This is a genomic window from Escherichia sp. WS1450, from assembly GCF_046487395.1.
Taxonomy (GTDB): domain Bacteria; phylum Pseudomonadota; class Gammaproteobacteria; order Enterobacterales; family Enterobacteriaceae; genus Escherichia; species Escherichia coli.
On record NZ_JBJQJO010000002.1, the window covers coordinates 262,580 to 286,382 of the forward strand.

The 23,803-nt window shown below is 40.8% G+C and carries 19 protein-coding genes, 1 tRNA gene and 4 pseudogenes; 5 read left to right on the plus strand and 19 right to left on the minus strand.

What is annotated here, in order from left to right; translation table 11 throughout:
• Nucleotides 1-7: 7 nt before the first annotated feature.
• Nucleotides 8-1,189, minus strand: coding sequence for a PrgH/EprH family type III secretion apparatus protein (locus ACJHYR_RS03530; RefSeq protein WP_001305813.1), 1,182 nt, complete (start codon nucleotides 1,187-1,189; stop codon nucleotides 8-10).
• Between the two features lie 258 nt (nucleotides 1,190-1,447).
• On the opposite strand from ACJHYR_RS03530, the gene ACJHYR_RS03535 reads away from it, so the two are divergent.
• Together ACJHYR_RS03535 and ACJHYR_RS03540 are read left to right on the plus strand one after the other, a co-directional pair.
• Entirely contained in the window at nucleotides 1,448-1,948 is a 501-nt protein-coding gene (locus ACJHYR_RS03535; protein ID WP_001195865.1) for a helix-turn-helix transcriptional regulator, read from the plus strand.
• A gap of 1 nt (nucleotide 1,949) precedes the next feature.
• Nucleotides 1,950-2,243: an invasion protein gene (locus ACJHYR_RS03540; RefSeq protein WP_000060686.1), complete on the plus strand. Its 294-nt coding sequence runs from the start codon at nucleotides 1,950-1,952 to the stop codon at nucleotides 2,241-2,243.
• A 69-nt stretch (nucleotides 2,244-2,312) separates the two neighbouring features.
• On the opposite strand, the pseudogene ACJHYR_RS03545 reads toward ACJHYR_RS03540, so the two are convergent.
• The 17 genes and pseudogenes from ACJHYR_RS03545 to actS all read right to left on the minus strand — a co-directional run bounded on the left by ACJHYR_RS03545 (nucleotide 2,313) and on the right by actS (nucleotide 17,688).
• A pseudogene (locus tag ACJHYR_RS03545) lies at nucleotides 2,313-3,424 on the minus strand (EscU/YscU/HrcU family type III secretion system export apparatus switch protein).
• 8 nt (nucleotides 3,425-3,432) lie between these two features.
• Entirely contained in the window at nucleotides 3,433-4,200 is a 768-nt protein-coding gene (gene sctT / locus ACJHYR_RS03550) for a type III secretion system export apparatus subunit SctT (protein WP_000503296.1), read from the minus strand.
• A gap of 1 nt (nucleotide 4,201) precedes the next feature.
• Nucleotides 4,202-4,462, minus strand: a complete 261-nt coding sequence (locus ACJHYR_RS03555; protein ID WP_000341004.1) for an EscS/YscS/HrcS family type III secretion system export apparatus protein — start codon at nucleotides 4,460-4,462, stop codon at nucleotides 4,202-4,204.
• 9 nt (nucleotides 4,463-4,471) lie between these two features.
• On the minus strand, nucleotides 4,472-5,137 hold the full coding sequence (locus tag ACJHYR_RS03560; protein ID WP_000071528.1) for an EscR/YscR/HrcR family type III secretion system export apparatus protein: 666 nt from the start codon (nucleotides 5,135-5,137) through the stop codon (nucleotides 4,472-4,474).
• A pseudogene (locus ACJHYR_RS03565) lies at nucleotides 5,127-6,114 on the minus strand (YscQ/HrcQ family type III secretion apparatus protein). The gene ACJHYR_RS03560 and the pseudogene ACJHYR_RS03565 overlap by 11 nt, the downstream one beginning before the upstream one ends.
• The gene (locus tag ACJHYR_RS03570) at nucleotides 6,074-6,643 is read right to left on the minus strand and encodes a type III secretion system needle length determinant, SpaN/EivJ family (RefSeq protein ID WP_122986657.1); all 570 of its coding nucleotides are present in this window, start codon (nucleotides 6,641-6,643) and stop codon (nucleotides 6,074-6,076) included. Before ACJHYR_RS03570 ends, ACJHYR_RS03565 begins: the two are co-directional and overlap by 41 nt.
• 75 nt (nucleotides 6,644-6,718) lie before the next feature.
• A pseudogene (locus ACJHYR_RS03575) lies at nucleotides 6,719-6,949 on the minus strand (type III secretion protein); the annotation flags it as partial.
• Nucleotides 6,927-7,385: a type III secretion protein gene (locus ACJHYR_RS03580; protein ID WP_001305819.1), complete on the minus strand. Its 459-nt coding sequence runs from the start codon at nucleotides 7,383-7,385 to the stop codon at nucleotides 6,927-6,929. The gene ACJHYR_RS03580 and the pseudogene ACJHYR_RS03575, both read right to left, overlap by 23 nt.
• Complete coding sequence (gene sctN / locus ACJHYR_RS03585) at nucleotides 7,375-8,667, minus strand: type III secretion system ATPase SctN (protein ID WP_000734303.1); 1,293 nt, start codon at nucleotides 8,665-8,667, stop codon at nucleotides 7,375-7,377. The genes ACJHYR_RS03580 and sctN overlap by 11 nt, the downstream gene beginning before the upstream one ends.
• Before the next feature lie 31 nt (nucleotides 8,668-8,698).
• Nucleotides 8,699-10,759 (minus strand): EscV/YscV/HrcV family type III secretion system export apparatus protein, encoded by a 2,061-nt coding sequence (locus tag ACJHYR_RS03590; RefSeq protein ID WP_001603412.1) that lies wholly within the window; start codon nucleotides 10,757-10,759, stop codon nucleotides 8,699-8,701.
• Nucleotides 10,752-11,897 carry a YopN/LcrE/InvE/MxiC type III secretion system gatekeeper gene (locus ACJHYR_RS03595; RefSeq protein ID WP_000974418.1) on the minus strand — a complete coding sequence of 382 codons (1,146 nt, stop codon included), beginning with the start codon at nucleotides 11,895-11,897 and terminating at the stop codon, nucleotides 10,752-10,754. Before ACJHYR_RS03595 ends, ACJHYR_RS03590 begins: the two co-directional genes overlap by 8 nt.
• Before the next feature lie 4 nt (nucleotides 11,898-11,901).
• Nucleotides 11,902-13,604 (minus strand): annotated as a pseudogene (gene sctC / locus ACJHYR_RS03600) (type III secretion system outer membrane ring subunit SctC).
• Complete coding sequence (locus ACJHYR_RS03605; RefSeq protein ID WP_000568782.1) at nucleotides 13,601-14,350, minus strand: helix-turn-helix domain-containing protein; 750 nt, start codon at nucleotides 14,348-14,350, stop codon at nucleotides 13,601-13,603. Before ACJHYR_RS03605 ends, sctC begins: the two are co-directional and overlap by 4 nt.
• A 345-nt stretch (nucleotides 14,351-14,695) precedes the next feature.
• Complete coding sequence (locus ACJHYR_RS03610) at nucleotides 14,696-14,875, minus strand: GhoT/OrtT family toxin (RefSeq protein ID WP_001305821.1); 180 nt, start codon at nucleotides 14,873-14,875, stop codon at nucleotides 14,696-14,698.
• 65 nt (nucleotides 14,876-14,940) lie between these two features.
• Nucleotides 14,941-16,551: a glycoside hydrolase family 15 protein gene (locus ACJHYR_RS03615; RefSeq protein WP_000676948.1), complete on the minus strand. Its 1,611-nt coding sequence runs from the start codon at nucleotides 16,549-16,551 to the stop codon at nucleotides 14,941-14,943.
• 232 nt (nucleotides 16,552-16,783) lie between these two features.
• A tRNA-Gly gene (locus ACJHYR_RS03620) sits at nucleotides 16,784-16,857 on the minus strand.
• A 78-nt stretch (nucleotides 16,858-16,935) separates the two neighbouring features.
• Nucleotides 16,936-17,688 (minus strand): amidase activator ActS, encoded by a 753-nt coding sequence (gene actS, locus ACJHYR_RS03625; protein ID WP_001587386.1) that lies wholly within the window; start codon nucleotides 17,686-17,688, stop codon nucleotides 16,936-16,938.
• A 415-nt stretch (nucleotides 17,689-18,103) separates the two neighbouring features.
• Between actS and xdhA the strand changes: the two genes are divergently transcribed.
• From xdhA to xdhC, 3 genes are read left to right on the plus strand one after another with little or no spacing between them, the layout of a single operon-like run.
• Nucleotides 18,104-20,401: a xanthine dehydrogenase molybdenum-binding subunit XdhA gene (gene xdhA / locus ACJHYR_RS03630; protein WP_000388113.1), complete on the plus strand. Its 2,298-nt coding sequence runs from the start codon at nucleotides 18,104-18,106 to the stop codon at nucleotides 20,399-20,401.
• Nucleotides 20,402-20,411: 10 nt separating this feature from the next.
• Nucleotides 20,412-21,290: a xanthine dehydrogenase FAD-binding subunit XdhB gene (xdhB, locus tag ACJHYR_RS03635; RefSeq protein ID WP_000459165.1), complete on the plus strand. Its 879-nt coding sequence runs from the start codon at nucleotides 20,412-20,414 to the stop codon at nucleotides 21,288-21,290.
• Nucleotides 21,287-21,766: a xanthine dehydrogenase iron sulfur-binding subunit XdhC gene (gene xdhC / locus ACJHYR_RS03640; protein ID WP_001016583.1), complete on the plus strand. Its 480-nt coding sequence runs from the start codon at nucleotides 21,287-21,289 to the stop codon at nucleotides 21,764-21,766. The genes xdhB and xdhC overlap by 4 nt, the downstream gene beginning before the upstream one ends.
• A gap of 39 nt (nucleotides 21,767-21,805) precedes the next feature.
• Here the strand turns inward: xdhC and ACJHYR_RS03645 are convergent, their stop codons facing one another.
• Entirely contained in the window at nucleotides 21,806-23,584 is a 1,779-nt protein-coding gene (locus tag ACJHYR_RS03645; RefSeq protein WP_000417794.1) for a sigma-54 interaction domain-containing protein, read from the minus strand.
• Between the last annotated feature and the right edge of the window lie 219 nt (nucleotides 23,585-23,803).

Sequence of the window (23,803 nt, forward strand, 5' to 3'; positions counted from 1 at the left end):
TCCTCAATTATTCCTGAAATGTCCACTTGCTACCTTGAGACTTCTCGAATCGGTTATCTCCGTAGCTAAATGAACTATTATTTGTGTCCTGATTTTTCAAATTCACATTAAATCTTACATACTGTTTACCCCATTGTTTATAATATTCGTCAACATAATTATTAATTTTATTTAATTCACTGTCGCTTAACGTACCAATGATATTGAAATATACATTGTTAGCTGTTTTATATTTTTCATAAGAAAGACCTATTGCCGACAATGTTTCAATTGCCTGACTTTCCAATACATTATCATCTAATACCGCAATACTTATATTGCTGGCATATGGCATAGTTTGCAGCAATCCTTTAATAAGATTATCGATTAGTTGCTGTGTGATAGCATTCCGTTGCTTACTCACTGTCAGTCTTGGATTACTGGCATCTAATAGCTGTAGTTTAAAATATTGTAGATCTGGGAAATTATCAGCAAGCCATGAAAAAATTCGTATCGATTCATCATCAGGATTTATCACCCGTACTGGCTTTCCTGGTTGATTTTTTTCCAGTGCTTGTTTGACCCAGACAGCTTCATCCAAACTATTGGTATTGATATAGATGACATGATCCCTACCATATAAAATTTCATAATTTCTATTTTTGTTTACAAGAATTTTATCGATATGTCTCAGCTGCGGATCATTACTGGCATTAACAATATAAAAAGCTATAAAAATGATAGCAAAAAGAAAAAATAGCGTTACATATTTAAACAGCGTACTACTAAAGAAATGTTGTCTTGTTGAAGTAATGTTATTTTCAACAATACCTGGTATTGAATACTGCCAAACTTCATTTTTTCCTTTTACAGCAAATTTGAGGCCTAAAACTTCTATTTGCTGATTCAATGTTAACGTTCTATCTTCAGGTTCTTGTGCTGTTAATTCTCTGATTGTTACAACCAGATCAGGGTCGGTAGTGATTATTACCTCAAAACTGCCTGTAAGCTCTCCATAAGGAATGACTATCGTATTCTCTGGTAACTCAGAAAAAGAATCACTTCTTCCTAACGAAACATCATTACCAACGATAACGAGTACACGCCCATTAAGTATTTCATACTCGCATCCATTCAATGGTCCGCTCAATAAACGAATGGCATAAGATTCCAATAAGTCTTGTGATAAGAATTTATCATTATTTTCCATGAATACCACCCGCTAATTCCATAAGCTCTAGTTTAGAGTAGTGTAACAAGACGGAAATTTCATGACCAAATTATGATGACACACAATAAAAAGATTATAATTTTCGAGAACCATTTTAAATGTCTACATACATAAATTTATTTGCAATTTAAGGTATACACCCTATTCCCTCATTGATAAGCAAATATAACAATTACCATTATTTTAAATTTTACACGTAATATTTACCCTAAATGATTTTAGAGTGCAGGTTGGCATATGCAAGTCTTTTCCAGTGATGTCTACTTCACTGTAGGCACTAATGCATTATTAGCATCCCAAAAGGAATATTACAGCGATTTGGTTGCGTTGGTTGATCTTGGACATTCGTTCGTTGTTATTGATGAGCACCAACATCGAAATCTCAAACCAAATACAGAACCTGTAAACACCCTTTTGAGCAACAATTTCATCAGGATCAATAAGAATATTACATTATCTGATTTAACGCATTTCCTGGTTTCGAATCTTCATACACAAAATGTGTATTCCACTCAAGAACCACTTACCCATGATGAGATAGATATCCTGCGGTTATGTGTTTCTTATTCGTTAAAACAAATAGCCATTATCAAAGGAATTGATTATAAAACAGTATCATATCACAAAATAAGAGCCCTAAATAAACTTAACATAAAAGGTACTGTTGAGTTGTTTATAGCACTCTGTGAATGGGATAAACATTATTTTAAACTCCAATCTTGCATAAGAGAAAGTTGATATGTCATTAGTAAGATATAATAGTAAAATCATAATAACTGTCGCGCTGATATCGTTGCTCTCTGCATGCACCAGAGAAAATTCATTAAAGGATACTCAGAATAAAAGAAGTGGCGAATCTCAAGCGATAGTAGATGCAAGAAAGTTCTTTAGCGAACACCCGGAATATATATCATCAGCAGAACTAGAGCAGAAGCTATATCGCGAATTTGCGCAGGTTACTACTGTTCCAGCTTATAAAGAGATGAGTATGTATCAATTGCTTGTCATTTCGCAAGATCGTTTAACACATTAAATAATAATCTACACGCTTTTTGCGTGTAGATTATTATAAATTTCCGACTATGATAGATGTTTAATTTTTTTAATTATTGTCTTTATTCTCGTTTTTTGTGTCTTCACCTTCTTTGAATTTATCTTCTGAGGAGAACAGTTCATCTGGAACAGGTTGTCCAGCATTCTCCACATCTTCAAGCCACAGCAGAAGACGCAAGATCTCATCTATATTTTCGAAGCTAACATAATCGTAGCGACGATGGGTGGCATAAATTTTTCGTGCTAATTTTTTATCTGTAATAATTGGTATTCCGATTTCCTTTGCATATTTCCTTACGGCTAATGCTACCTCATTAGTTTCTCTTACAGAAATCAATGGTATAGGTGACAGATGTGGCTTAAAGTATATCCCTATGGCAATGTGCGTAGGGTTTGCAATCATCAGACGGCTATTACTGACATCAGATTTCAATTGCTCTGACAGAATTTCTTGATGGCGTTCTCTGCGTTTAGACTTAATTTCTGGATTTCCTTCTTGTTCCTTGTATTCTCTTTTAACTTCTTGTTTATCCATTTTCATATCTTTCATAAATAAAAAATACTCAGCGATAAAATCAAATATTAGAACAATTATCATACTGCCGAGACAATATAGTATGAGGAGGAATAGCATCTCTCCCCAATCTGATAATAAAGAAATGATATCTCCATCAAGAGTTTTAAAAAGCAGTGATTTATGGTTACTCCAAAATACTTTGATCGCCAATGCAAAAAAATAATATAAAGTATTGCTTTAACAAATTCTTTTACGGTTTTTAAGCCAAATATACGTTTTAAGCCATTTACTGGATTTAATGAATCAAACTTAAACTTAATAGCTTCAGTTGCTAATTGCATTTTACTTTGAAACCATGAGACAAGTATTGTTGTAAACATACATACCAGCAAAAAAGGAATGATCGTTTTCAACCAACCTATCCCCATAGCTTTAAAATAGTCCCAAATATCCGGTTTAGCGTTATGATCAAGGATGTATTCAAGAATCGACATAATATGATGCACATCAAATACATATCCGAGATATAAAGTACCCACAAGCATTATTACAGAGACTGTTAAGTCTCTACTTTTTAGAATTTGCCCTTTTTTAGAAGCATCCTGGAGTTTCTTTTGTGTTGGCTTTTCAGTTTTATTTGCCATGAAACACTCTATTTATCAATGTATAATTGCAATTGTTCTGGGAAAAAGGATAACGGCATAACTCGTTCAGCCAGTATTGGGCCAAAATAAATAATTAATATTAAAAATGCCAGCGCACTTTTGACAGTTAGTGAGATGGCAAAAGCATTTAGTTGTGAAGCATAGCGTGCCAGCAATCCCAGGACAGCTTCACCGCCCAGCATAACCGCAATCACGGGGCTTGCGTAAACGATAGTATGAGTCATTATATTATTAATATATGAGAATAAAGGCTCTAATTTAGGAAAATTAAAATTTCCTGAAGGCCATAAGTTATAACTTTGCCATAGAGTCTCCAGAATAAAGTTCAATCCACCGTTAGTAAGATAAACTGCTGCAGAGAAAAGGTTAAATAATCTTGCTAATTCCGATGTATCGACACCTGTAGCCGGATCCAAAGTACTACTTAACGTTGCACCACGTTGGTTATCGATAAAGCTGCCTATAGCAAGGAAAATCCAAAATGGGGATGCTAATAAGCAAGCAATAAACAACCCTATGATAATTTCTCTGGCAGCAAACAAAGCGATATCTATTTCATTTAGGGTAGATAATTCATAGTGGTAATGCTGAACTAATGCACATGATACCACTATTATTATTGGGTGACGAACTACTGTTGGTATATTCCCACTGGCGAAAAATGGTAACAAATAGAAAGTTGGTGCCAATCGGCAAAAACCGAGCGCTGTAGCAGCCAGCAGACTATGCAACTGATAGAGTATCGCCTCCCCCATGCTATCCTCTCGCGAATGCTAAATTCAGCATTTCGATACCAAACGAATATAATTTTTCACCATACCATCCGCTCATTAAAAAAAAGCAAATACTTACGCACAATAATTTGACGCCAAATGGCAACGTCTGTTCTTGCAACTGTGTTACCGTTTGAAAAAGCCCTACCAATAAACCAACAAATGTCGCAACTGCAATAGGTCCTGCAGACATAACTAAAATCAGATACAGCGCCCTATTCCCCGCAAAAACAATGTCGTCCATATTTTTTCCTCAGGGATTAATGGATAGGTCAAAATATTGTAAAATGAGTCCTTTCGATAACATTGTCCAACCGTCCATCGCGACAAACAGAATTAATTTTATCGGTGTAGATATGGTTACCGGACTCATCATCATCATACCTAACGTTAACAGAACGCTGGATATAACCAGATCAACTACAACAAAGGGTAAATAGATATAGAAACCTATAATAAATGCACTTTTTATCTCACTCAACGCATATGCCGGGAGTAACGAGAAAATTGAAATATTCTCATCATCGATTATCTCTTCATTATCTTCAGAACTATTCACCTTCTGAATCTTTTCAAAAAAGCTAACCAACTCCGGTTCAGAATATTTTATCAAATATGATTTATAACCACTCATGCCTGTCTCAACAAAATTAACAACCGACGCTACATTATTGAATGAAAGATTCTCATTCTGACTGTTATTATATATTTCCTTCCCAACCGGCATCATTACGAACATTGACAATAGCAAAGCTATCCCATTAAGTGTCATATTTGATGGCACTTGCTGAAGTCCCAGTGCGTTTCGGACAATAACAAAAACAATCGAGAATTTAATAAAACATGTCCCGGATGCTATTATAAACGGTAATAGTGTAAATAATGATAATATCGCTATCAGCGAAATGCTATTTGACATTATTATTCCCTGATAACCAAGAATGAATTTCTACGCCCAATTTATCATCCACTTCAACAAGTTCGCCATAGCCAGTTAGCGTGCCATTTACACGTATCTCTATATTTTTCTCCGCTTCAGGAAGCAAAGATATAATTCTTTTTGCACAGAGATCGTCTATTTCATATAGATTCATTATTTTCTTTCCAAGAACAAACTCAATTTTTACAGGCAAGTCTTCAAAACTATTAATCTGCTGATAGTCATTTTCATCATTAATCTCGCTTTCGCTTTTTTTGATATCAAAGTCATCTGTTTCAAAATCTTCCTCGTACTCAAAATGATCAACCATTTTTAACTCCTCTGGATAAATTAAATCACAAATCTTTGTATTATAAATAACCGCATAAGCAAAATTATTTGAAATTAATAAAACATCACCAACTTCAATATCAACAATGGTTCTATAACATGTTTTACTAAATCCAATTACAAAATGAATGGGCCAATATAATGATTTTTTGTCTAGCGTTGGAGCGTTTTCGTATTGGCAGACTGTGACTTTATCTAACCAAATATTTAATTCCCCTGTCCATATTCTTATCAGTGGTTGAGCTGGACTCAATACTCCATCAAATACTTTACCGACACACAAACGATTATATTTTAGTTCAGGATACTTTAGATTTAATGGGGTACTAGATAAACTGAGCCATTCCACTATTAACCTTTCCGTTTCTGGCATTAAAGCCATCCCAGCGAGCTCGGCAGAAATTAAGGGAAATAACTCTCGAAGTAACACCCATCCAGACCAGCTGCCGCTCTCTTCTGCTATCGGTAGCCATTTGGCGCTAAATTCGGGCATTAATAACGCAACATCTTCACCCTTTTCTTTCCAATTTTGAAAAGTGGTTTCAAAGGAATGAGTGTTTCCATTTACTTTTCTCAGACCGAACATTAACTTTCGTCCTTCTGATCGTTTTCGAATTTACCTTCATTTTCTTGCTCATCATGAGGCTGATGTCGTTGCCCTTGTCGTTCATCTTGCTCAGTCAATACCCAGCGTTGTGCTGTAACATCATTGTGTTGGGCTTCATGGAGTCTGTCGGAGACAATCGTGTCTGATGGTTTTAGTCGTATCCCTTCACTACTTTCCAGAATCCGAACTGTATGATTCTGTCCCCAACGCTGAAACTGATATGTCAATTCATTTTCGGGTACATTGGCACTATTAACAGAATTATTTATATCATTCTGATTGAGCGTATGAACATTCCTTTGCTTTTCGATATGTTGAGTAAACATGGTTTTGTTATCAGCAAACCTTCTTTCGTTAGTAATATCTATTAAATGGGCTTGCTCTCCATTTTTTTTGTCTCCATCGCGATATTTTTTTTCACGCTCTTTATTATTACTGTGGTTTTGAACTGTGATGTTTTCTGTATGGATACCATTATGGATTCCCCCCTTAAATTGTATCGTTTTATCAGATAGTTCAAAATTAATACCCTGATCTCGTGAAGTCATATTGAGGACTTTCTTTGTAGAAAGTTGCTCTATTCCATTTGTTTGCAAAGAAAAAGATGAATTCCTGTCAACCTGGAGAGACGATTTGTTATCAATAGACTTCATTTGCCCATTCTTTTTCCCAAACGTAGGGAATTGGCTATCCTGAGCCTGACGTAATAACTGGAGAATGGATCCAGCAACAATCTCACTCATTTCTTTATTTTTTTTGTTTTTCTTTAAGAAACTGTCTAAATCCGCAGCAGAATTCTCGGATGTGTCTGTGTTTAAAATTTTATAATGTTCAATTTTCTTGACTTCGTCCATTATATTTCTCCTCCTGTTCAAGCTCGTCTTGATAAAGCATCTGATTTAAAAGTTGTTTTTTGATGCGCTTCTTTAGTCGATCGTACTTTTCTCCTTTTAGCCACCAGTGTTTTCTTTGTGCTTGCTGTTGAACTATTTCCTTGTTAAGTATTTTTCGCCGCTCTGCTATTTTTTGCTTTTCAAGATTTATCTCAGCGATCTGCTGCTGAATGACTGCAACTTTACGTAACGAGTAAAATATATCCTGGCGAAATACAACTTCGCCGAGTAACTCCTTCATATCTAACAGAGACTGTAGGTTTTTAAGTTGCATATCATACAGGCGTTCCTTTTCGACTAACTTTTCTTTTTCTGCATTTAACTTTTGTAATGATGCTTCACATGCAGCCAGGCTCTGCGCTGTTCTTCTGATAAGTCGATTAACTTTACTTAACAATTCGTTCAAGCTCTTTTAGCGTTTCACTCATTGGCATTTTTTCATTAACTGACTGTTTTAACCAATTTGTGAGTTTAGGCCGGGCATTCATAGCAAAATCATTTTCAGCATTTTGCCCAGCGCGATATTCCCCTAAATCAATAAACACCTGTAGTTCTTCCAAAGTTGTGAGGATCTTCCTTACCCGTGCAGCATTATCTCTGTGTTTTTCATCAGTGACCTGACCAAATACTCGACTCACACTTTTTAGAACATCTATTGCCGGATAATGACCTTGCCCAGCGAGTTTGCGACTTAGATAGATATGGCCATCAAGGATTGAGCGAATTTCATCACCCAGTGGGTCTGATTCATCCTCCCCCTCCAGTAATACGGTATAAAAGGCAGTAATACTTCCTTTTAGCGTTGGTCCCGGTCTCTCCAGTAAGCGAGGTAAACTGTCAAAAACAGAAGCAGGATAACCACGTCTGGCAGGTGGTTCACCCGCTGCCAGCTTCATATCGCGTAGTGCTCGTGCATAGCGCGTCATTGAGTCGATAAAAAGTACAACTCTCTTTCCTCGATCTCTAAAATACTCTGCCACGGTTGTCGCCATCAGGGCGGCATTACACCGATCTACTGACGAAAAATCAGAGGTGGCATAAACCAAAACACATTTTGCTGCATTTACTGATTTTTTCAGCGATTCCGCGCATTCCGTAACTTCCCTTCCACGTTCGCCAATCAAGCCAATAACAAACACATCAGCTTCAGTGTTGTTTACAAGCATATGCATTAAAACCGTTTTGCCACAGCCAGCCGATGCGAAAATCCCAACACGTTGACCAATGCCACATGTCAGTACGCCATCAATGACTCTTATCCGTGTCTCTAGTGGTGTATTAATAACTCGACGTTCCTTATACGACGGTGGCAGTTCATCAATCAGGCGTAAATTTCCCCTTTCGCCTGGAGTGTCCGGGACAAACCTTTCCATAATTTGACCAGAAGCATTCAAAACTGAACCAAGAAAGGCATCATTGATCTGTATGGTTAACTGCTCTCCCGTTGGTTTCAATACTGCAGTACGTGTAAGCCCCACAGAGCTGCCTATAAGGTTTAATAATGTCTTTCCATTGCGAAAGCCAACGACCTGAGCCCTGGCTATACGTTCATTTGCTTGCCAGCTCGCATAAATTTCGCATACTTCGCCCACTGAAACGTCGTCAAGCTCTGCTTCAATGAGCGCTCCGTTTATGCTATGTAAGTAGCTGTATTTATTTAATAGTTTTAATTTTTTCATACCAGCATGCTCCATATCGCAAGACATTATCCTAAATAGTTTTCAGAATATTAACGGGAACATTTTCCGTTAGTTCCCCGTACGAAAGTACTTCGAGGTCTCGATAACTAGATTCAATAAGTTTTTTGATAAAACGACGAATATCCACAGATCCCAGTAAAATAATGTCTTTAATAGGAATATTGATTCCAGAAAGTGCCAGTTTAAAATTATCCAGAATCATCTCAGCTTCGGATGCATCGAGATTAAGAAAAGTACCGCCAGCGGTAGGCCTGACACCATCTCTGATTCTGTCCTCTATTTCAGGCGAAATCACAATTGCTTTAATTTCTCCAGAATATGAAAACTTATGGCAAATGTAGCGACCTAATGCACCTCGTACATGCTCGACGAGTGTAATTATATCTTTCTCTCGTGGGCTCCATAATGCTAAAGCCTCCATAACTAAACGCATATTGCGCACTGAAATTCGCTCCTGGATCAGACGCTGAATTACCTCTGAAATGCGCTGCACGGTTATATATCTTAAGATTTCTTTTAATAGATCAGGATACTTCATCTCTAATTGATCAAGAATATATTTTGTTTCTTGTATACCAAAATACTCATTAATATTATGAGCCAGACATACAGATAAATGATTGTACATTTCATCCATGGCCGTGCGAGTATAACAGCCAATTTTTGTTAATTTTTGGGCATCACTTTTTGTAACCCAATAATATTGTTCACCATTACTATTTACGATGACAGGTTTCTTGATCAAAGTCGAAACCACTTCATCTGAATATTCAACCAACAAGACGAGATCATGATAAATTTTAAATTGCGAGGCTCTGACTTCATTTAGCATTAATATAACATCTTCATCATTAAGGCCTTCCCCCTCGCGAATGACAATACCGGGAATACGGATACCATACTCAATAAAAAACTGACTACGAATCCTATCTGCAAGATTGATTTCAGTGTATTTTTTAGCCTGTACACTATTCATAATCAAAACCAAGGGTACCGTTTCGGTAATAACCTGATCAAGTTTATTAATAATACCTAATGAAATATCATCATCCTGATTATAGGGTTCCAACCCAACGGTGATATCTCCCTCAACAACCGTTTCTTGAACCCCTTTCTTTTTGAATTTAAAGTAAAAATAAATCCCTAAGATTACTGCCAAACATAAAAACACAAGAAGGGGAAAACCTGGAAGCAACCCAATACTTAGCGCGAGAACACATGTCACAATAATGACAAAAGAATTACTTAATAACTGGGACATTATATTTTGCCCCATATTATCACTATCGCCATTCACGCGCGTTACGATAAACCCTGCGCTAATAGCAATTAATAAAGCTGGAATTTGAGAAACAAGACCATCACCGACGGTAAGAATTGTGTAGACGGTCAACGCTGTCGAGAAATCCATTCCATTTTGGCCTACTCCTACTGATAGCCCACCGATAATATTAACAAAGATAATAATAATGTTTGCAATAGCATCACCTTTGATAAATTTCATCGCACCATCAAAGGAACCATACAGCTGACTCTCTCGTTCTAATACGCTACGACGTTCTTTTGCTAAATCTGCATCAATGATCCCGGCGCGTAGATCGGCGTCAATACTCATTTGTTTACCTGGCATACCGTCAAGCGAAAAGCGGGCAGCAACTTCAGCCACACGTTCCGAACCTTTAGTAATCACGATAAACTGAACAATAGTAACAATGGAGAAAATAACAAAACCAACTACCAGGCTATCTCCAATAACGAATTCACCAAAACTCGTTATAATTTCTCCGGCGTCCGCCTCAAGAAGTATAAGTCGACTGGTACTGATCGCCAGCGCCAAACGAAATAACGTTGTGATGAGAAGAATTGATGGGAATGAAGAAAAACTTAAGATCCTATCAACATAGAATGATCCTAAAAACACAAGTATTGCCAATGTTAAGTTCAGCCCAATCAAAAAATCGATTAAGTAGGTGGGCAATGGAATTATGAGCATGGCGATAATCATCACCATTAATCCAAGAATTATTAATTCTGGATGACTCCTTAAACCTATCAAAACTTTGTTAAACATTGAACATTACCTTCTTCCATGGTTTTTTATTTTGTTTTTTATTACTGTTTTGTGTATCAAAGAGCTCTGCTGCAAATGTTACTTTTATTGCCTGTTTACAACACTCCCTAATCTCTAATAATTGTTCATTATTAATAAAAAGTGAAAATGGAAGATTTGTACATCCGCTGTAAATCGCCTTCAGGAGTAACGTTTTGTCTTTATAATTAGCATCTGCGGGTAGGGTTACCAGTGCATTTTTCAGGAGTTCCTCTGCAGTCTCAGGAAATTTTATTAACGATATCAGAAAAAATATCCAGTAATCTTCTGCGCTAATAAATTTTTTAATTGTTGGGTTATTCATTAAAGTTTTCAGAAATAAAGCCTCTGCCGACTGAAGAGACAATAGTTGTGACAACTTATTGAGAAACATACCAAATTCCAATGATGAACAACTCGCATCAAGTGCATTTATATCTGAGAAAAGCGTCTCTTTGATAAATTTTGTCACCAGCATTCTATTTTGATAGCCATAACTACCAATCCATTCTACATAAGTATCTACAGCATCGTCTTCTGCCATTAAAAATTGTCGATAACTTGCCCTTAGTAATTTGGGATTTAATGACAACGCCTGGCCAAATAACTTTGCTTTTAATGCCGAGTTAATACCGCTATTAATGAATTTTTTAGTAGTCTCTTGATTAACTTTTTTAAGTAATGCTTCAGCGTTTAGCCGCACATTTTCAGATATTTGTTTTTTACGTAAAATTGCACGTAATACAACCACCAGATCGCTTTCATCTGGAAATAATTTTTTAGCAAAGCTATACACTTCATAGTCATGGGTAGTTGCTGCCTTAAGCGCCTCCATGACTTTATCGGTTTTTTCTATTGGCTGATCTTCCAGGACATATTCTTCTCCGTCCAGAAAGTTGGCCAGTTGTTCTTCGTAGATTTTTTTCTTCATAAACTGCGTTAACGCTGCTGACATCTCGTCAGTAGCTTGTAAGAATCGAGCTTCTTTACCGGCGGGATCATCTCCCATTTTAGGCATTTCAGCTTCAATATCTTCATTATCTTCTGTGATAATGTCCTCTAAGCGAGAAACTTCTCTGGCTCTTTCTAATACACCGACATGCTCTACATGAATCGCCATTTCACTATCCTCCGACGACTTCACGATTCAGGTAAGTTTTTATCCATTTCTGCAGTAATTCATCGTTGATTTCTTTATTTTTTGCCATTTGCTGTGTTATTGCTCTGGCGTCAACCGCAGCCTCATTCGCATTATTCATCATGCGCTCATCGATCTCTCTTGGCTCAATAAGAAAGACACGAACGATGTTATTCGCATTTGTTCCTTCATATCCAAATAATTTACCAATAAATGGAATACTGCCTAATATTGGGATCTTGCGACTTTCATAGGTATTCGTATCTCGTGTATATCCACCAATCAAAAGACTTTTCCCTTGAGGCACGCGCGCAATAGTACTTATTAGCGTTCTACCAACCTGAGGCAGATCATCAACATTGGTCTTGTCGGAATTGATTTCATTGCCATCTTCAATATTCAAGAGTAATTCAATTTGATTTCGCGAAGCAAATCGTGGTAGCACGCTAATCATCGTACCATAGGTTACTTCATCCAACTCCGCAGTACGCTCGCCGACTAATTTAGTATAGAAAGTACGGTTATTATCAAATATAGCAGGAATATTCTCCTGTGTTAAAACGACAGGACGCGCAACAACGGCGGCTCTTCTTTTTTGCGCAAGTGCCTGTATTGTTGCAATAAACTGTGTCCCATCCAGGGTACTAATTGAACCTGAATTATTAAATGATGCACTTAGGCTGGATCCAATTTTTATCGTGCCCGACCAGTCAGCTCCTAACTGTTCTAGATCAGTCTTATCAATATCTATTATCCATAAAGATAATTCAATATGTCGCTTTGGAATATCGAGCGTAGCTACTAACTTCTCGATAAAATCAACCTGAGATACTGTTCCTTTAACAAGTAAACTGTTGGTATCAGGATATGCAATAATTTGTATATCGTCAGTCTCTGGCGCTCCAGCTGTCGATATTATTTTCTCTACTTGTAGGTCATCATCTTCTTCAGCACCAGGAAAAGGAGGCATACGTGATACGTTTTTTAGTTGTTGACGACTTGAAATTTCAGAAAGTACGTTCACCCCTGTGCTTTGCTTAATGTTATTATTTAACAATGTTGATAGTACTTTTGCCATGCCAGGAATAACTATCTTTTCGCCACGTAATTCATAAGTCCGATCATTAACGAATGTGTTGACCAGATGAATTATTCCTACTTTATTGCGTCCGATCTCGATGCCATCGCTGTTTTGCTCCATTAATTTCGCAGCATTAACGACCAGGTCAACATAAACCGGTGGCCCCGATACATAGAAAGTACCATTGCCGCCCCCTTTAATTTCATAACGAGAGTTATACAGACCCGATTTTTTAAGAAATTATTAAACTCATTAGTCGATACCTTTCTCAGATTAATCAGTGCATTACGCATCTCTGATGAGTCATAGATATAAATAGCTTTGCCATCATCATACCAAATAAGTCCCATCTGCGCCGACAGGCGTTCAATCAAGGCATAGGGTTCGGTTAAATCAAAATTTCCGCTGATCTGTTTCTTCATGGCAAGCTTACTTACTATTGTAGGCTTACCCGCATATGATGAAACCGTTTCAAAAAAACTACGTAGATTTTCTTTATTTGCTACGTATCCATTCGCTGTTGCGGCATATGCACCAGGAGTCAATAATCCATTAAAAATGCATAAGGCTGAAATTAATATAATAGTAATGCATAATTTTATTTTCATAACTTTTTACATAGTTCTCTCGGTGTTTTTCCTAACCGGCTTTTTACTTCGGCTGAAAAGTGTGATGAGGATGAGTAGCCATATTTATGCGCAATTGTTGTCATATCACTGTTTCCTTCAATGATTTCCAACACGGCTCTGGCAACTCTCCAGCCACATAATTCCGTTTTAACTTTACCACCCAATGCATAACTACATAAACGGCGAAAATGTGAATACGATACGCCGTAAAGCTCACCAAGATCATAGAGTGAAGTCTGTATGAGCGATTGCGATAATAAATAGCGAACCAGTTTATAGCATTCTGTTTTTCTTAGATGCTGAAACAGAATTTCATTAATATTATCGCTGCTCAGATAAGTGGCTAAAAACCAGGCTTCACTTGCAACTTTACTGAATAGCACAACTTCTGATGCAAAGGGCAAGGCATCAGCAAACAACTCATGGTGTTCCCTTTCCACACTCCCCGTTGATTCATCTATAAAAGCTAATAATTTACTCAGGATATCAATGCGAAGTGGATGATAAATTACTTTCCCTGCAGTTACCTCAATTTGGCTTCGGTCAATGAGCAGTAATATGTCTTCCACTACCATTAATTTTTGATGGTTATTACCAATCGTAATAACAAGGGTTACATCCTTGTTTTCATTTCCCCGTAAGAACCACATTTCAGGGTCCAGTAGGGTTAACTTCTGTCCTTGAAGCAAAACATTCATTGGAAGTAACAGCCCTTCTTCAATCATGTTTCATCTCCTTATTCCATATTATCATTCTCCATAAACTTGCAATAAAAACATGATTAAAAAGTGATGATTCCTATTTATAAAATAATGATTTTGTTATGAGCGAATAGCTATCAGCCACTTACAGTAGTAAGTCATCCTGCCCATATACAGAATTGCAACGGTTGATATGTTTTACTTAAACATACCCCGTATTTCTTATAACACTTGTTTGGTGACTATTTTCAATAAAAATCATATTTGTTAGTTACACATTAACGCACTGCGAGTGTTTTGTTACTCCCCTCATATATTTTATTCTCTTTTTCGATTCTATTTTTCTTAATCGCTCATATAATTTTCTTGTTAGTCGGATTTACGAATCATGAGACTTATGATGGATGGAATGAGGCTAAGCGGCCAGGTCAACCCTGTAATTACTGCAGCAAACAACCGATATGTTACTTTTTCTTCCGAGAAGATAAATATTAAGGTCGATGTCACAACCAGACCTATCAGGTAAGCTAACAGTAATTTATTGATCACTTTTACCTCCCTTACGATTTCTCTTTGAGCGGTCCTTTTAATCCAGGACCGCCTCATTATGAAAACTATTTAATTCCCTCATCATTGATAAGGTTGGACATTTCTTTCAACATAAGAGTCATTGAGGCTTTCGACCAGTTTAGCGGAATGATAGGGCTTGGCGCTTCATGCAAAGTTCCTGACTTGTGGATATAGTTATAGCTCTCGGGAAGTGCCATTTCAGGTACGCTCCTGCCATTTGCACCAATCATATTCTCGCCTGTTATTTGGGCCAATGATCTATTCATAAATTGCACTGAGTCATTCAAATATTCTTCTTTTCTTGATTCTTTATAAACAATTGCTGCTGATTTTGCATACCATGAGTCAAAAAACCATTCTGCTTCTGTTGATGGAATGAAGCTCTTTTCTCTTTTCGCATGTGAATTTTGATCGGTATCAGTTTTAATATCATTGAACCAAAAATTTGCCGACTGATAATTATCCTTCTCGTATCTTTTTATACCATACGGACCTGCTAGTTTTTTAACTATTTTTAGAACTTGCTCTTTTCTTCTGGTATTTATCTTTGAAAGATTTGCAGGATAAATAACATTAAGTAAAGCCGCATCGGCTTCTCTGTAATGTTTATCTTTTTCCAGATAACCTGGGGATTCTCCCCCTAAATCAAGCTGTAACGTTATTCTTTCATAACCTTTATCTATGAGGTGGTTCAACCTCGTTGTTGAAAGAGGTTCATCCAGTTCATTAGCTTTAGCTTCGCGTAGTAAATCAGAGACAAAAACAGAGTCTTTCTTCGAGAGTAAGTTCGACAAACGTTCCAGTCCAGAGGTCACCAGTGCAACGGAAGATGTGTTTAATCTGGCATCTTCTTCCCACGCTCCGGAATCTTCCATAACATAGAAATTGGCTTTATCCAGATAAGCAATCAGCAGCGCAATCGATTTTAATCGGTCACCTTTTTCCCAGTCTTCAGCGTTAATAGTACCAGTGTCGATGGCTTGTATAAGGAGATCAAGATAAAGACCTAAAGCATCATTTTGTTTATGGTTCCACAGCTGCGGCTTGCCTTCTTCCTGCACATCTGCCATCACGTGGGAGTTGCTGTCAAATCGGATATGTACAGCATTCATTTGCCCAGGAATACCATCCAGTCGTTTTGGGTTGCTAATGACGTCCTGCATCCGCTTAATCTGGTCGGGCGTAGACATATAATCCCACAGAGTGAGCAGAACCTTTTTTGCGGCTACACTATTTCCCTGATCTGATACTAATGCCATATAGCCCCATAAACTATCCCTCAGCCAGACAGCATCATAGTGGGTTTCTGCCGCTGTTTTGTCATCTTCGAAAGTAGAAGCAAGAATAAATGTTCCCCAGGGTTTCTCCGTCAACGTTAACTTTCGTGTATTTTCTGTTAATGTTAACAATCCTTGAATTTCGTCTTTGGTATAGTGGCTCTTTATTTCATTTTTTAATTTGGCTGAGTGAATCAGAAGACGATAATTAGGATACTTATCTGGATTTAACGATAAATAACTTTTATCAGTTGCTGCCCCCGTGGAATTAAGAATGTTAAATACAGATTCACTCGTCACTTCTGCCCCTGTCGCCTGGCATGTGCCGCATGAAAATATACCAGCGAGCAGAAGAGTTAATGTAGATTTCCCTTTCATAAAAGATTCCATCAATCGTTTGTTAAAAGCGTAGATAACCACTTATTTAACAACTTGAAAATAAGGTGTTTTACCTGGGTTGTTACAAATGGATTGCATTGTGTAAACGCTTTTATTTACAAAAAAATGGGGAAGTATTACGGCGATTGCGAAAAGTCTGAAGCGATTGAATTAAGATAATATAGAAAATCAGATACAACAAAAATGGCAGGTTGATGAGGTGAAGATAAATTGGAGCGGGCGAAGGGAATCGAACCCTCGTATAGAGCTTGGGAAGCTCTCGTTCTACCATTGAACTACGCCCGCTTCGAGATGCGTAAGGCATTATAAACCTTACGCTCTCCTTAGCAAGTGCCGCGCTGCTGACTGCTGATTAATTCGCCATCAGCATTTTGGCTTGCTGCCCTGAGGCGGCAAGTAACGTAGCGGATCAATTGCCGTTGCACGGTAACGAATCTGGAAATGCAGGCGAACCGATGCCGCATCAGTGCTCCCCATAGTGGCGATTTTTTGCCCAGCCTTCACGCTTTGCCCATTATTTACCAGCATCGTGTCATTATGGGCGTAAGCCGTAATGTAATCTTCACTGTGTTTAATCATGATGAGATTACCGTAGCCACGCAGCTGGTTGCCCACATACACCACCTTTCCTGCACCCGCGGCGTAAATAGGTGTACCCCGTGGAGCTGAGATATCAATCCCTTTATTGCCGCCATCAGCTGTCGAATACGGCATGATAACTTTCCCTGTCGTTGGCCATAACCAACAACGTTGCCCTACTGGCGGCCAGGAAGATTTCGGTACTGCTGATGACGGTGTAACCGATGCGGTTTTGGTCGTTGATTTGGCGGTTGATTTACGTGTACTGCTACTTTTCGCCCCACCCAGTTTTAGTTTCTGACCAACTTCAATGGTGTAAGGGGGGGAAATGCCGTTCAGTCGCGCCAGCTCTTTTACGCTGGTTCCCGTGGTGCGCGAAATACGATATAGCGTATCCCCCCGTTTCACGGTGTAAACGGAGCCGGAATACGTTCCTGTATCGGATGATTTGCTACCCGAGCAGCCCGCCAAAAGCAGTCCAATCGATAACAACATCACGATACCCAGAGATTTTTTATTCAGGCGTCCCGCACTCAAAATCTTTCCTCGCTTAAAAAACAAGACGCCATATCATAGCAGCCAGCCTCTGGATACCCAATCTCTTGCTTCTCGAAAAACGCGGTAATAGAGAAAGAGGTTAATTTCATTTGGCAAAGGGAAGTATCATCAGCAAAATATTCGCTGCAGAGGTATCGAATTTCCTGACTTTTTTACCCTATTTCCCATCCTGATGCGTAATAATCCTGATTTATCACATTGATTTTATCGCCACTCATATTGATACGTATCACTGCCCCTATTCAGAGTCCTGTTTCGTATCATATCTGTGTTTTTTTAACGTCATCACACTTCCTTCCTCCCCTAACGCTTATCGTCGTTTCTGGCGTAAATCTTGCCTGCTTAGACTAAATCTTTGCCATAAGAACCAAATGTTCAAATCGAGGGGATTTCTATGGAAGCGCGGGAAGCAACCGCTACGGGTGAATCTTGCATGCGCGTCGATGCCATTGCTAAGGTCACCGGGCGGGCACGATATACTGACGATTATGTTATGGCGGGCATGTGTTACGCGAAATATGTACGTAGCCCTATCGCACATGGTTATGCCGTAAGTATTAATGATGAACAAGCCAGAAGTTTACCAGGCGTACTGGCGATTTTTACCTGGGAAGATGTACCTGATATCCCATTCGCTACAGCTGGGCATGCCTGGACACTTGACGAAAACAAGCGCGATACCGCCGATCGCGCACTGCTAACTCGCCATGTTCGTCATCATGGTGACGCCGTTGCCATCGTCGTGGCCCGTGATGAACTCACGGCAGAAAAAGCGGCGCAATTGGTCAGCATTGAGTGGCAAGAATTACCCGTTATCACCACGCCAGAAGCGGCGCTGGCAGATGACGCTGCACCAATCCATAACGGCGGCAATTTACTAAAACAAAGCTCGATGTCGACGGGTAATGTCCAACAAACAATCGATGCCGCCGATTACCAGGTGCAGGGGCACTATCAGACGCCGGTCATTCAACATTGTCACATGGAAAGCGTGACATCGCTGGCATGGATGGAGGATGACTCGCGAATTACCATCGTTTCCAGCACCCAGATCCCGCACATTGTTCGCCGTGTGGTTGGTCAGGCGCTGAATATTCCCTGGTCATGCGTACGAGTCATCAAACCGTTTGTCGGTGGCGGTTTTGGTAATAAACAGGATGTACTGGAAGAGCCAATGGCGGCATTCCTGACCAGCAAGCTTGGCGGCATTCCGGTGAAAGTTTCCCTTAGCCGTGAAGAGTGTTTCCTCGCAACCCGTACCCGCCACGCTTTTACTATTGACGGGCAAATGGGCGTGAACCGCGACGGAACATTGAAAGGTTATAGTCTGGATGTTCTGTCTAACACCGGCGCTTATGCATCTCACGGGCACTCCATCGCTTCTGCAGGGGGGAATAAAGTCGCTTACCTTTATCCTCGTTGTGCCTACGCTTACAGTTCAAAGACCTGCTATACCAACCTCCCCTCGGCTGGTGCGATGCGTGGTTATGGCGCGCCACAAGTCGTATTTGCCGTTGAGTCTATGCTTGATGACGCCGCGACAGCGTTAGGTATTGATCCTGTTGAAATTCGTTTACGCAACGCCGCCCGCGAAGGAGATGCTAATCCGCTCACAGGCAAACGTATTTACAGCGCAGGGTTGCCGGAGTGTCTTGAAAAAGGCCGGAAAATCTTTGAATGGGAAAAACGCCGTGCAGAGTGCCAGAACCAGCAAGGCAATTTACGCCGCGGCGTTGGCGTCGCCTGTTTTAGCTACACCTCTAACACCTGGCCTGTCGGCGTAGAAATTGCTGGCGCGCGCCTGTTGATGAATCAGGATGGAACCATCAACGTACAGAGTGGTGCCACGGAAATCGGCCAGGGTGCCGACACCGTGTTCTCGCAAATGGTGGCAGAAACCGTGGGGGTTCCGGTCAGCGACGTTCGCGTTATTTCAACACAAGATACCGACGTTACGCCGTTCGATCCCGGTGCATTTGCCTCGCGCCAGAGCTATGTTGCCGCGCCCGCGCTGCGCAGTGCGGCACTGTTATTAAAGGAGAAAATCATCGCTCACGCCGCTGTCATGCTACATCAGTCAGCGATGAATCTTACCTTGATAAAAGGCTATATCGTGCTGGTTGAACGACCGGAAGAGCCGTTAATGTCGTTAAAAGATTTGGCGATGGATGCCTTCTACCACCCTGAACGCGGCGGGCAGCTCTCTGCCGAAAGCTCCATCAAAACCACCACTAACCCACCAGCGTTTGGCTGTACCTTTGTTGATCTGACGATCGATATTGCGCTGTGCAAAGTCACCATCAACCGCATCCTCAACGTTCATGATTCGGGCCATATTCTTAATCCGCTACTGGCAGAAGGTCAGGTACACGGCGGAATGGGAATGGGCATTGGCTGGGCGCTATTTGAAGAGATGATCATTGATGCGAAAAGCGGCGTGGTCCGTAACCCCAACCTGCTGGATTACAAAATGCCGACCATGCCGGATCTGCCACAACTGGAAAGCGCGTTCGTCGAAATCAATGAGCCGCAATCCGCATACGGACATAAGTCACTGGGTGAGCCACCAATAATTCCTGTTGCCGCTGCTATTCGTAACGCGGTGAAGATGGCTACCGGTGTTGCAATCAATACACTGCCGCTGACGCCAAAACGGTTATATGAAGAGTTCCATCTGGCAGGATTGATTTGAGGATAACATCATGTTTGATTTTGCTTCTTACCATCGCGCAGCAACCCTTGCCGATGCCATCAACCTGCTGGCTGACAACCCGCAGGCCAAACTGCTCGCCGGTGGCACTGACGTACTGATTCAGCTCCACCATCACAATGACCGTTATCGCCATATTGTTGATATTCATAATCTGGCGGAGCTGCGGGGAATTACGCTGGCGGAAGATGGCTCGATACGTATCGGCTCTGCAACGACATTTACCCAGCTCATTGAAGATCCTATAACTCAACGTCTTCTCCCGGCGTTATGTGCTGCGGCCTCGTCCATTGCTGGACCGCAGATCCGTAACGTCGCTACCTACGGTGGAAATATTTGCAACGGTGCCACCAGCGCAGATTCTGCCACGCCAACGCTCATTTATGACGCGAAACTGGAGATCCACTCCCCACGCAGTGTTCGTTTCGTCCCGATTAATGGCTTTCACACTGGACCGGGCAAAGTGTCTCTTGAGCATGACGAAATCCTTGTTTCCTTTCATTTTCCGCCCCAACCGAAAGAACACGTGGGCAGCGCGCATTTTAAATATGCCATGCGCGACGCAATGGATATTTCAACGATTGGCTGCGCCGCACATTGCCGACTGGATAACGGCAATTTCAGCGAATTACGTCTGGCATTTGGTGTTGCCGCGCCAACGCCGATTCGCTGCCAACATGCCGAACAGACTGCACAAAATGCGCCATTAAACCTGCAAACGCTGGAAGCCATCAGCGAATCAGTCCTGCAGGATGTCGCCCCGCGTTCTTCATGGCGGGCCAGTAAAGAGTTTCGTCTGCATCTCATCCAGACGATGACCAAAAAAGTGATTAGCGAAGCCGTCGCCGCGGCGGGGGGAAAATTGCAATGAATCACAGCGAAACAATTATCATCGAATGCACCATTAACGGGATGCCTTTTCAGCTTCACGCCGCACCAGGCATGCCGCTCTCGGAATTACTCCGCGATCAAGGACTGTTAAGTGTCAAACAAGGGTGCTGCGTGGGTGAATGTGGTGCCTGTACGGTGCTGGTCGACGGCACAGCAATAGACAGTTGCTTATACCTTGCCGCCTGGGCTGAAGGAAAAGAGATCCGCACGCTGGAAGGTGAAGCGAAAGGCGGAAAACTTTCTCATGTTCAGCAGGCTTATGCGAAATCCGGCGCAGTGCAGTGCGGGTTTTGTACGCCTGGCCTGATTATGGCTACCACAGCAATGCTGGCGAAACCACGCGAGAAGCCATTAACCATTACGGAAATTCGTCGCGGACTGGCAGGAAATCTTTGTCGCTGCACGGGGTATCAGATGATTGTAAATACAGTTCTGGATTGCGAGAAAACGAAGTAAAAGGGTATCCGGCCTGAATTCAGGCCGGATTCACTGAGGTTATGTGTTTAACAACTCATATTTCTTAATCTTGCGATAGAGCGTAGCAATGCCGATGCCCAGTTCATCAGCAACTTGCTTCTTGCTGTTATGACGTGAAAGCGCCTCGCGGATCATTTGCTTTTCCATCTCCTCCAGCGCCGTGCCGCCCGCATCATCGAGTGCCAGGTGCGCCTCGTTGACCTCTGTTACATCACTTTGCTCCGTTGTGCCATTATTCAGCAGATTTGGCGGCAATAGCGTGCTGTCGATAACTTCACCTGAAGGAACCACGTTAACCAGATATTCCATCAAATTGCTTAACTCGCGCAGGTTTCCGGGCCAACGATGCTTACGCAATATTTCGACGACATCGGGAGCAATGCCCGGATAAACCGATCCCAGACGACGGGTATGCAGATGTAAAAAGTAATGCACCAGTAGTTCAATATCTTCCTGACGTTCACGCAGCGGTGGCAGAGTTATCGGGATAACATTAAGTCGGTAGAAGAGATCTTCGCGGAATTTACCTTCGGCAATGAACTGGGCCAAATTCTGGTTAGTTGCAGAAATGATGCGAATGTCGACTTGTATTGGGCTACTGGCACCAATCGGCAGAATTTCACGCGCCTCAATAGCGCGCAGTAATTTAGCCTGCAACATTAATGGCATATCACCTATTTCATCGAGAAACAGCGTGCCCGTATTCGCCGCCTGAATCAACCCTGTTTTACCGTTGGCAGAAGCGCCAGTAAATGCGCCTTTAACATAACCGAACAGTTCGCTCTCCAGAAGCTGCTCCGGAATCGCGGCACAGTTGATAGCAATAAAGGGTTTATTCCGTCTTCCGCTCAACTTATGGATTGCACGGGCGACGACTTCTTTACCCGTGCCGCTTTCACCAACCACCATAACGCTGGATGGGCTGGGTGCAATACGGCTAATGAGTCGTTTTAATTGCCGCATAACACGGCACTCGCCAACCAATTGTTCAATATGCGGTTCATCAGGTGCATTTGCTACAGAAAAACTGGTATGCGATTGGTGAAACGCCATTAAAAATAATTGTCGGCCCTGAATGTTATGCAATTGACCAATGATTAATTCACTTTTATCGTCCCACGAAACAATATGCTGCATATGTCCATGGGTAAAATTACTCTCAAATGTTAATGGTCTGAAACGGATAGGTTTCCCAACAATATTATTTTGCACAACACCGAGTGTTTTTAAGGCAGTCTGATTAACAAACTGAACCCGATTTTCGTCATCAACAACTAAAACGCCCTGATCCATATTATCGATCATGGTCGCGAATATTTTACTGATGTTATCTCCTGGCCCCTGATCCTCCAGAAGTTTCGAAACAAAAATGGTGGATATATGGCGAACGTAATCAGAAAATTCGCGTAAATTATCACTGATATGTTCTTGTTGCTCGTGGGTAACGGCAATCAAACTTATCACCCCAACACAACGATCCTGTAAAATGACAGGCGTACCCAGAAATGCTTTTTCACGGCAATTTTCTTTACTATCGCAACCTTCGCAAAGGGGATCGAAGCGAGATTGTGTCACAACCTTTTCAGTTTTCGTTTCCAGGACGTGGCGAAGCAGGCGTGAGTTGCCGCTCAACTGGCGGCCAAGAAACTTCCCATACGCGCCCGTTCCGGCGACGCGACACAAGTTTTCATCAACGATCTCAACCTCAAGCTGCAACACGCTGGCAAGCATTCTGGCAAAACGCTGAATTGTCGGTTGAATTTGCATCAGTACTGACTGCGTAGTAGCAAGCTCCATAGCTTTACCTTCCAGACTTACTTAAAAGTCGATCATTGAAGACGTTGATGGTTCACAGATCATGATGATATTAACTCAGGCGAAATTGGCTTTGATAAAAACATAAGATTTTTATCACTTTCTAATGAAATTATGGAAGAGATATCACATTTCTATATCAATATGAGAATTACGGCGGTGAGTTTATCAAACTGACGAGGGATAGCCTGCCCCTTTATC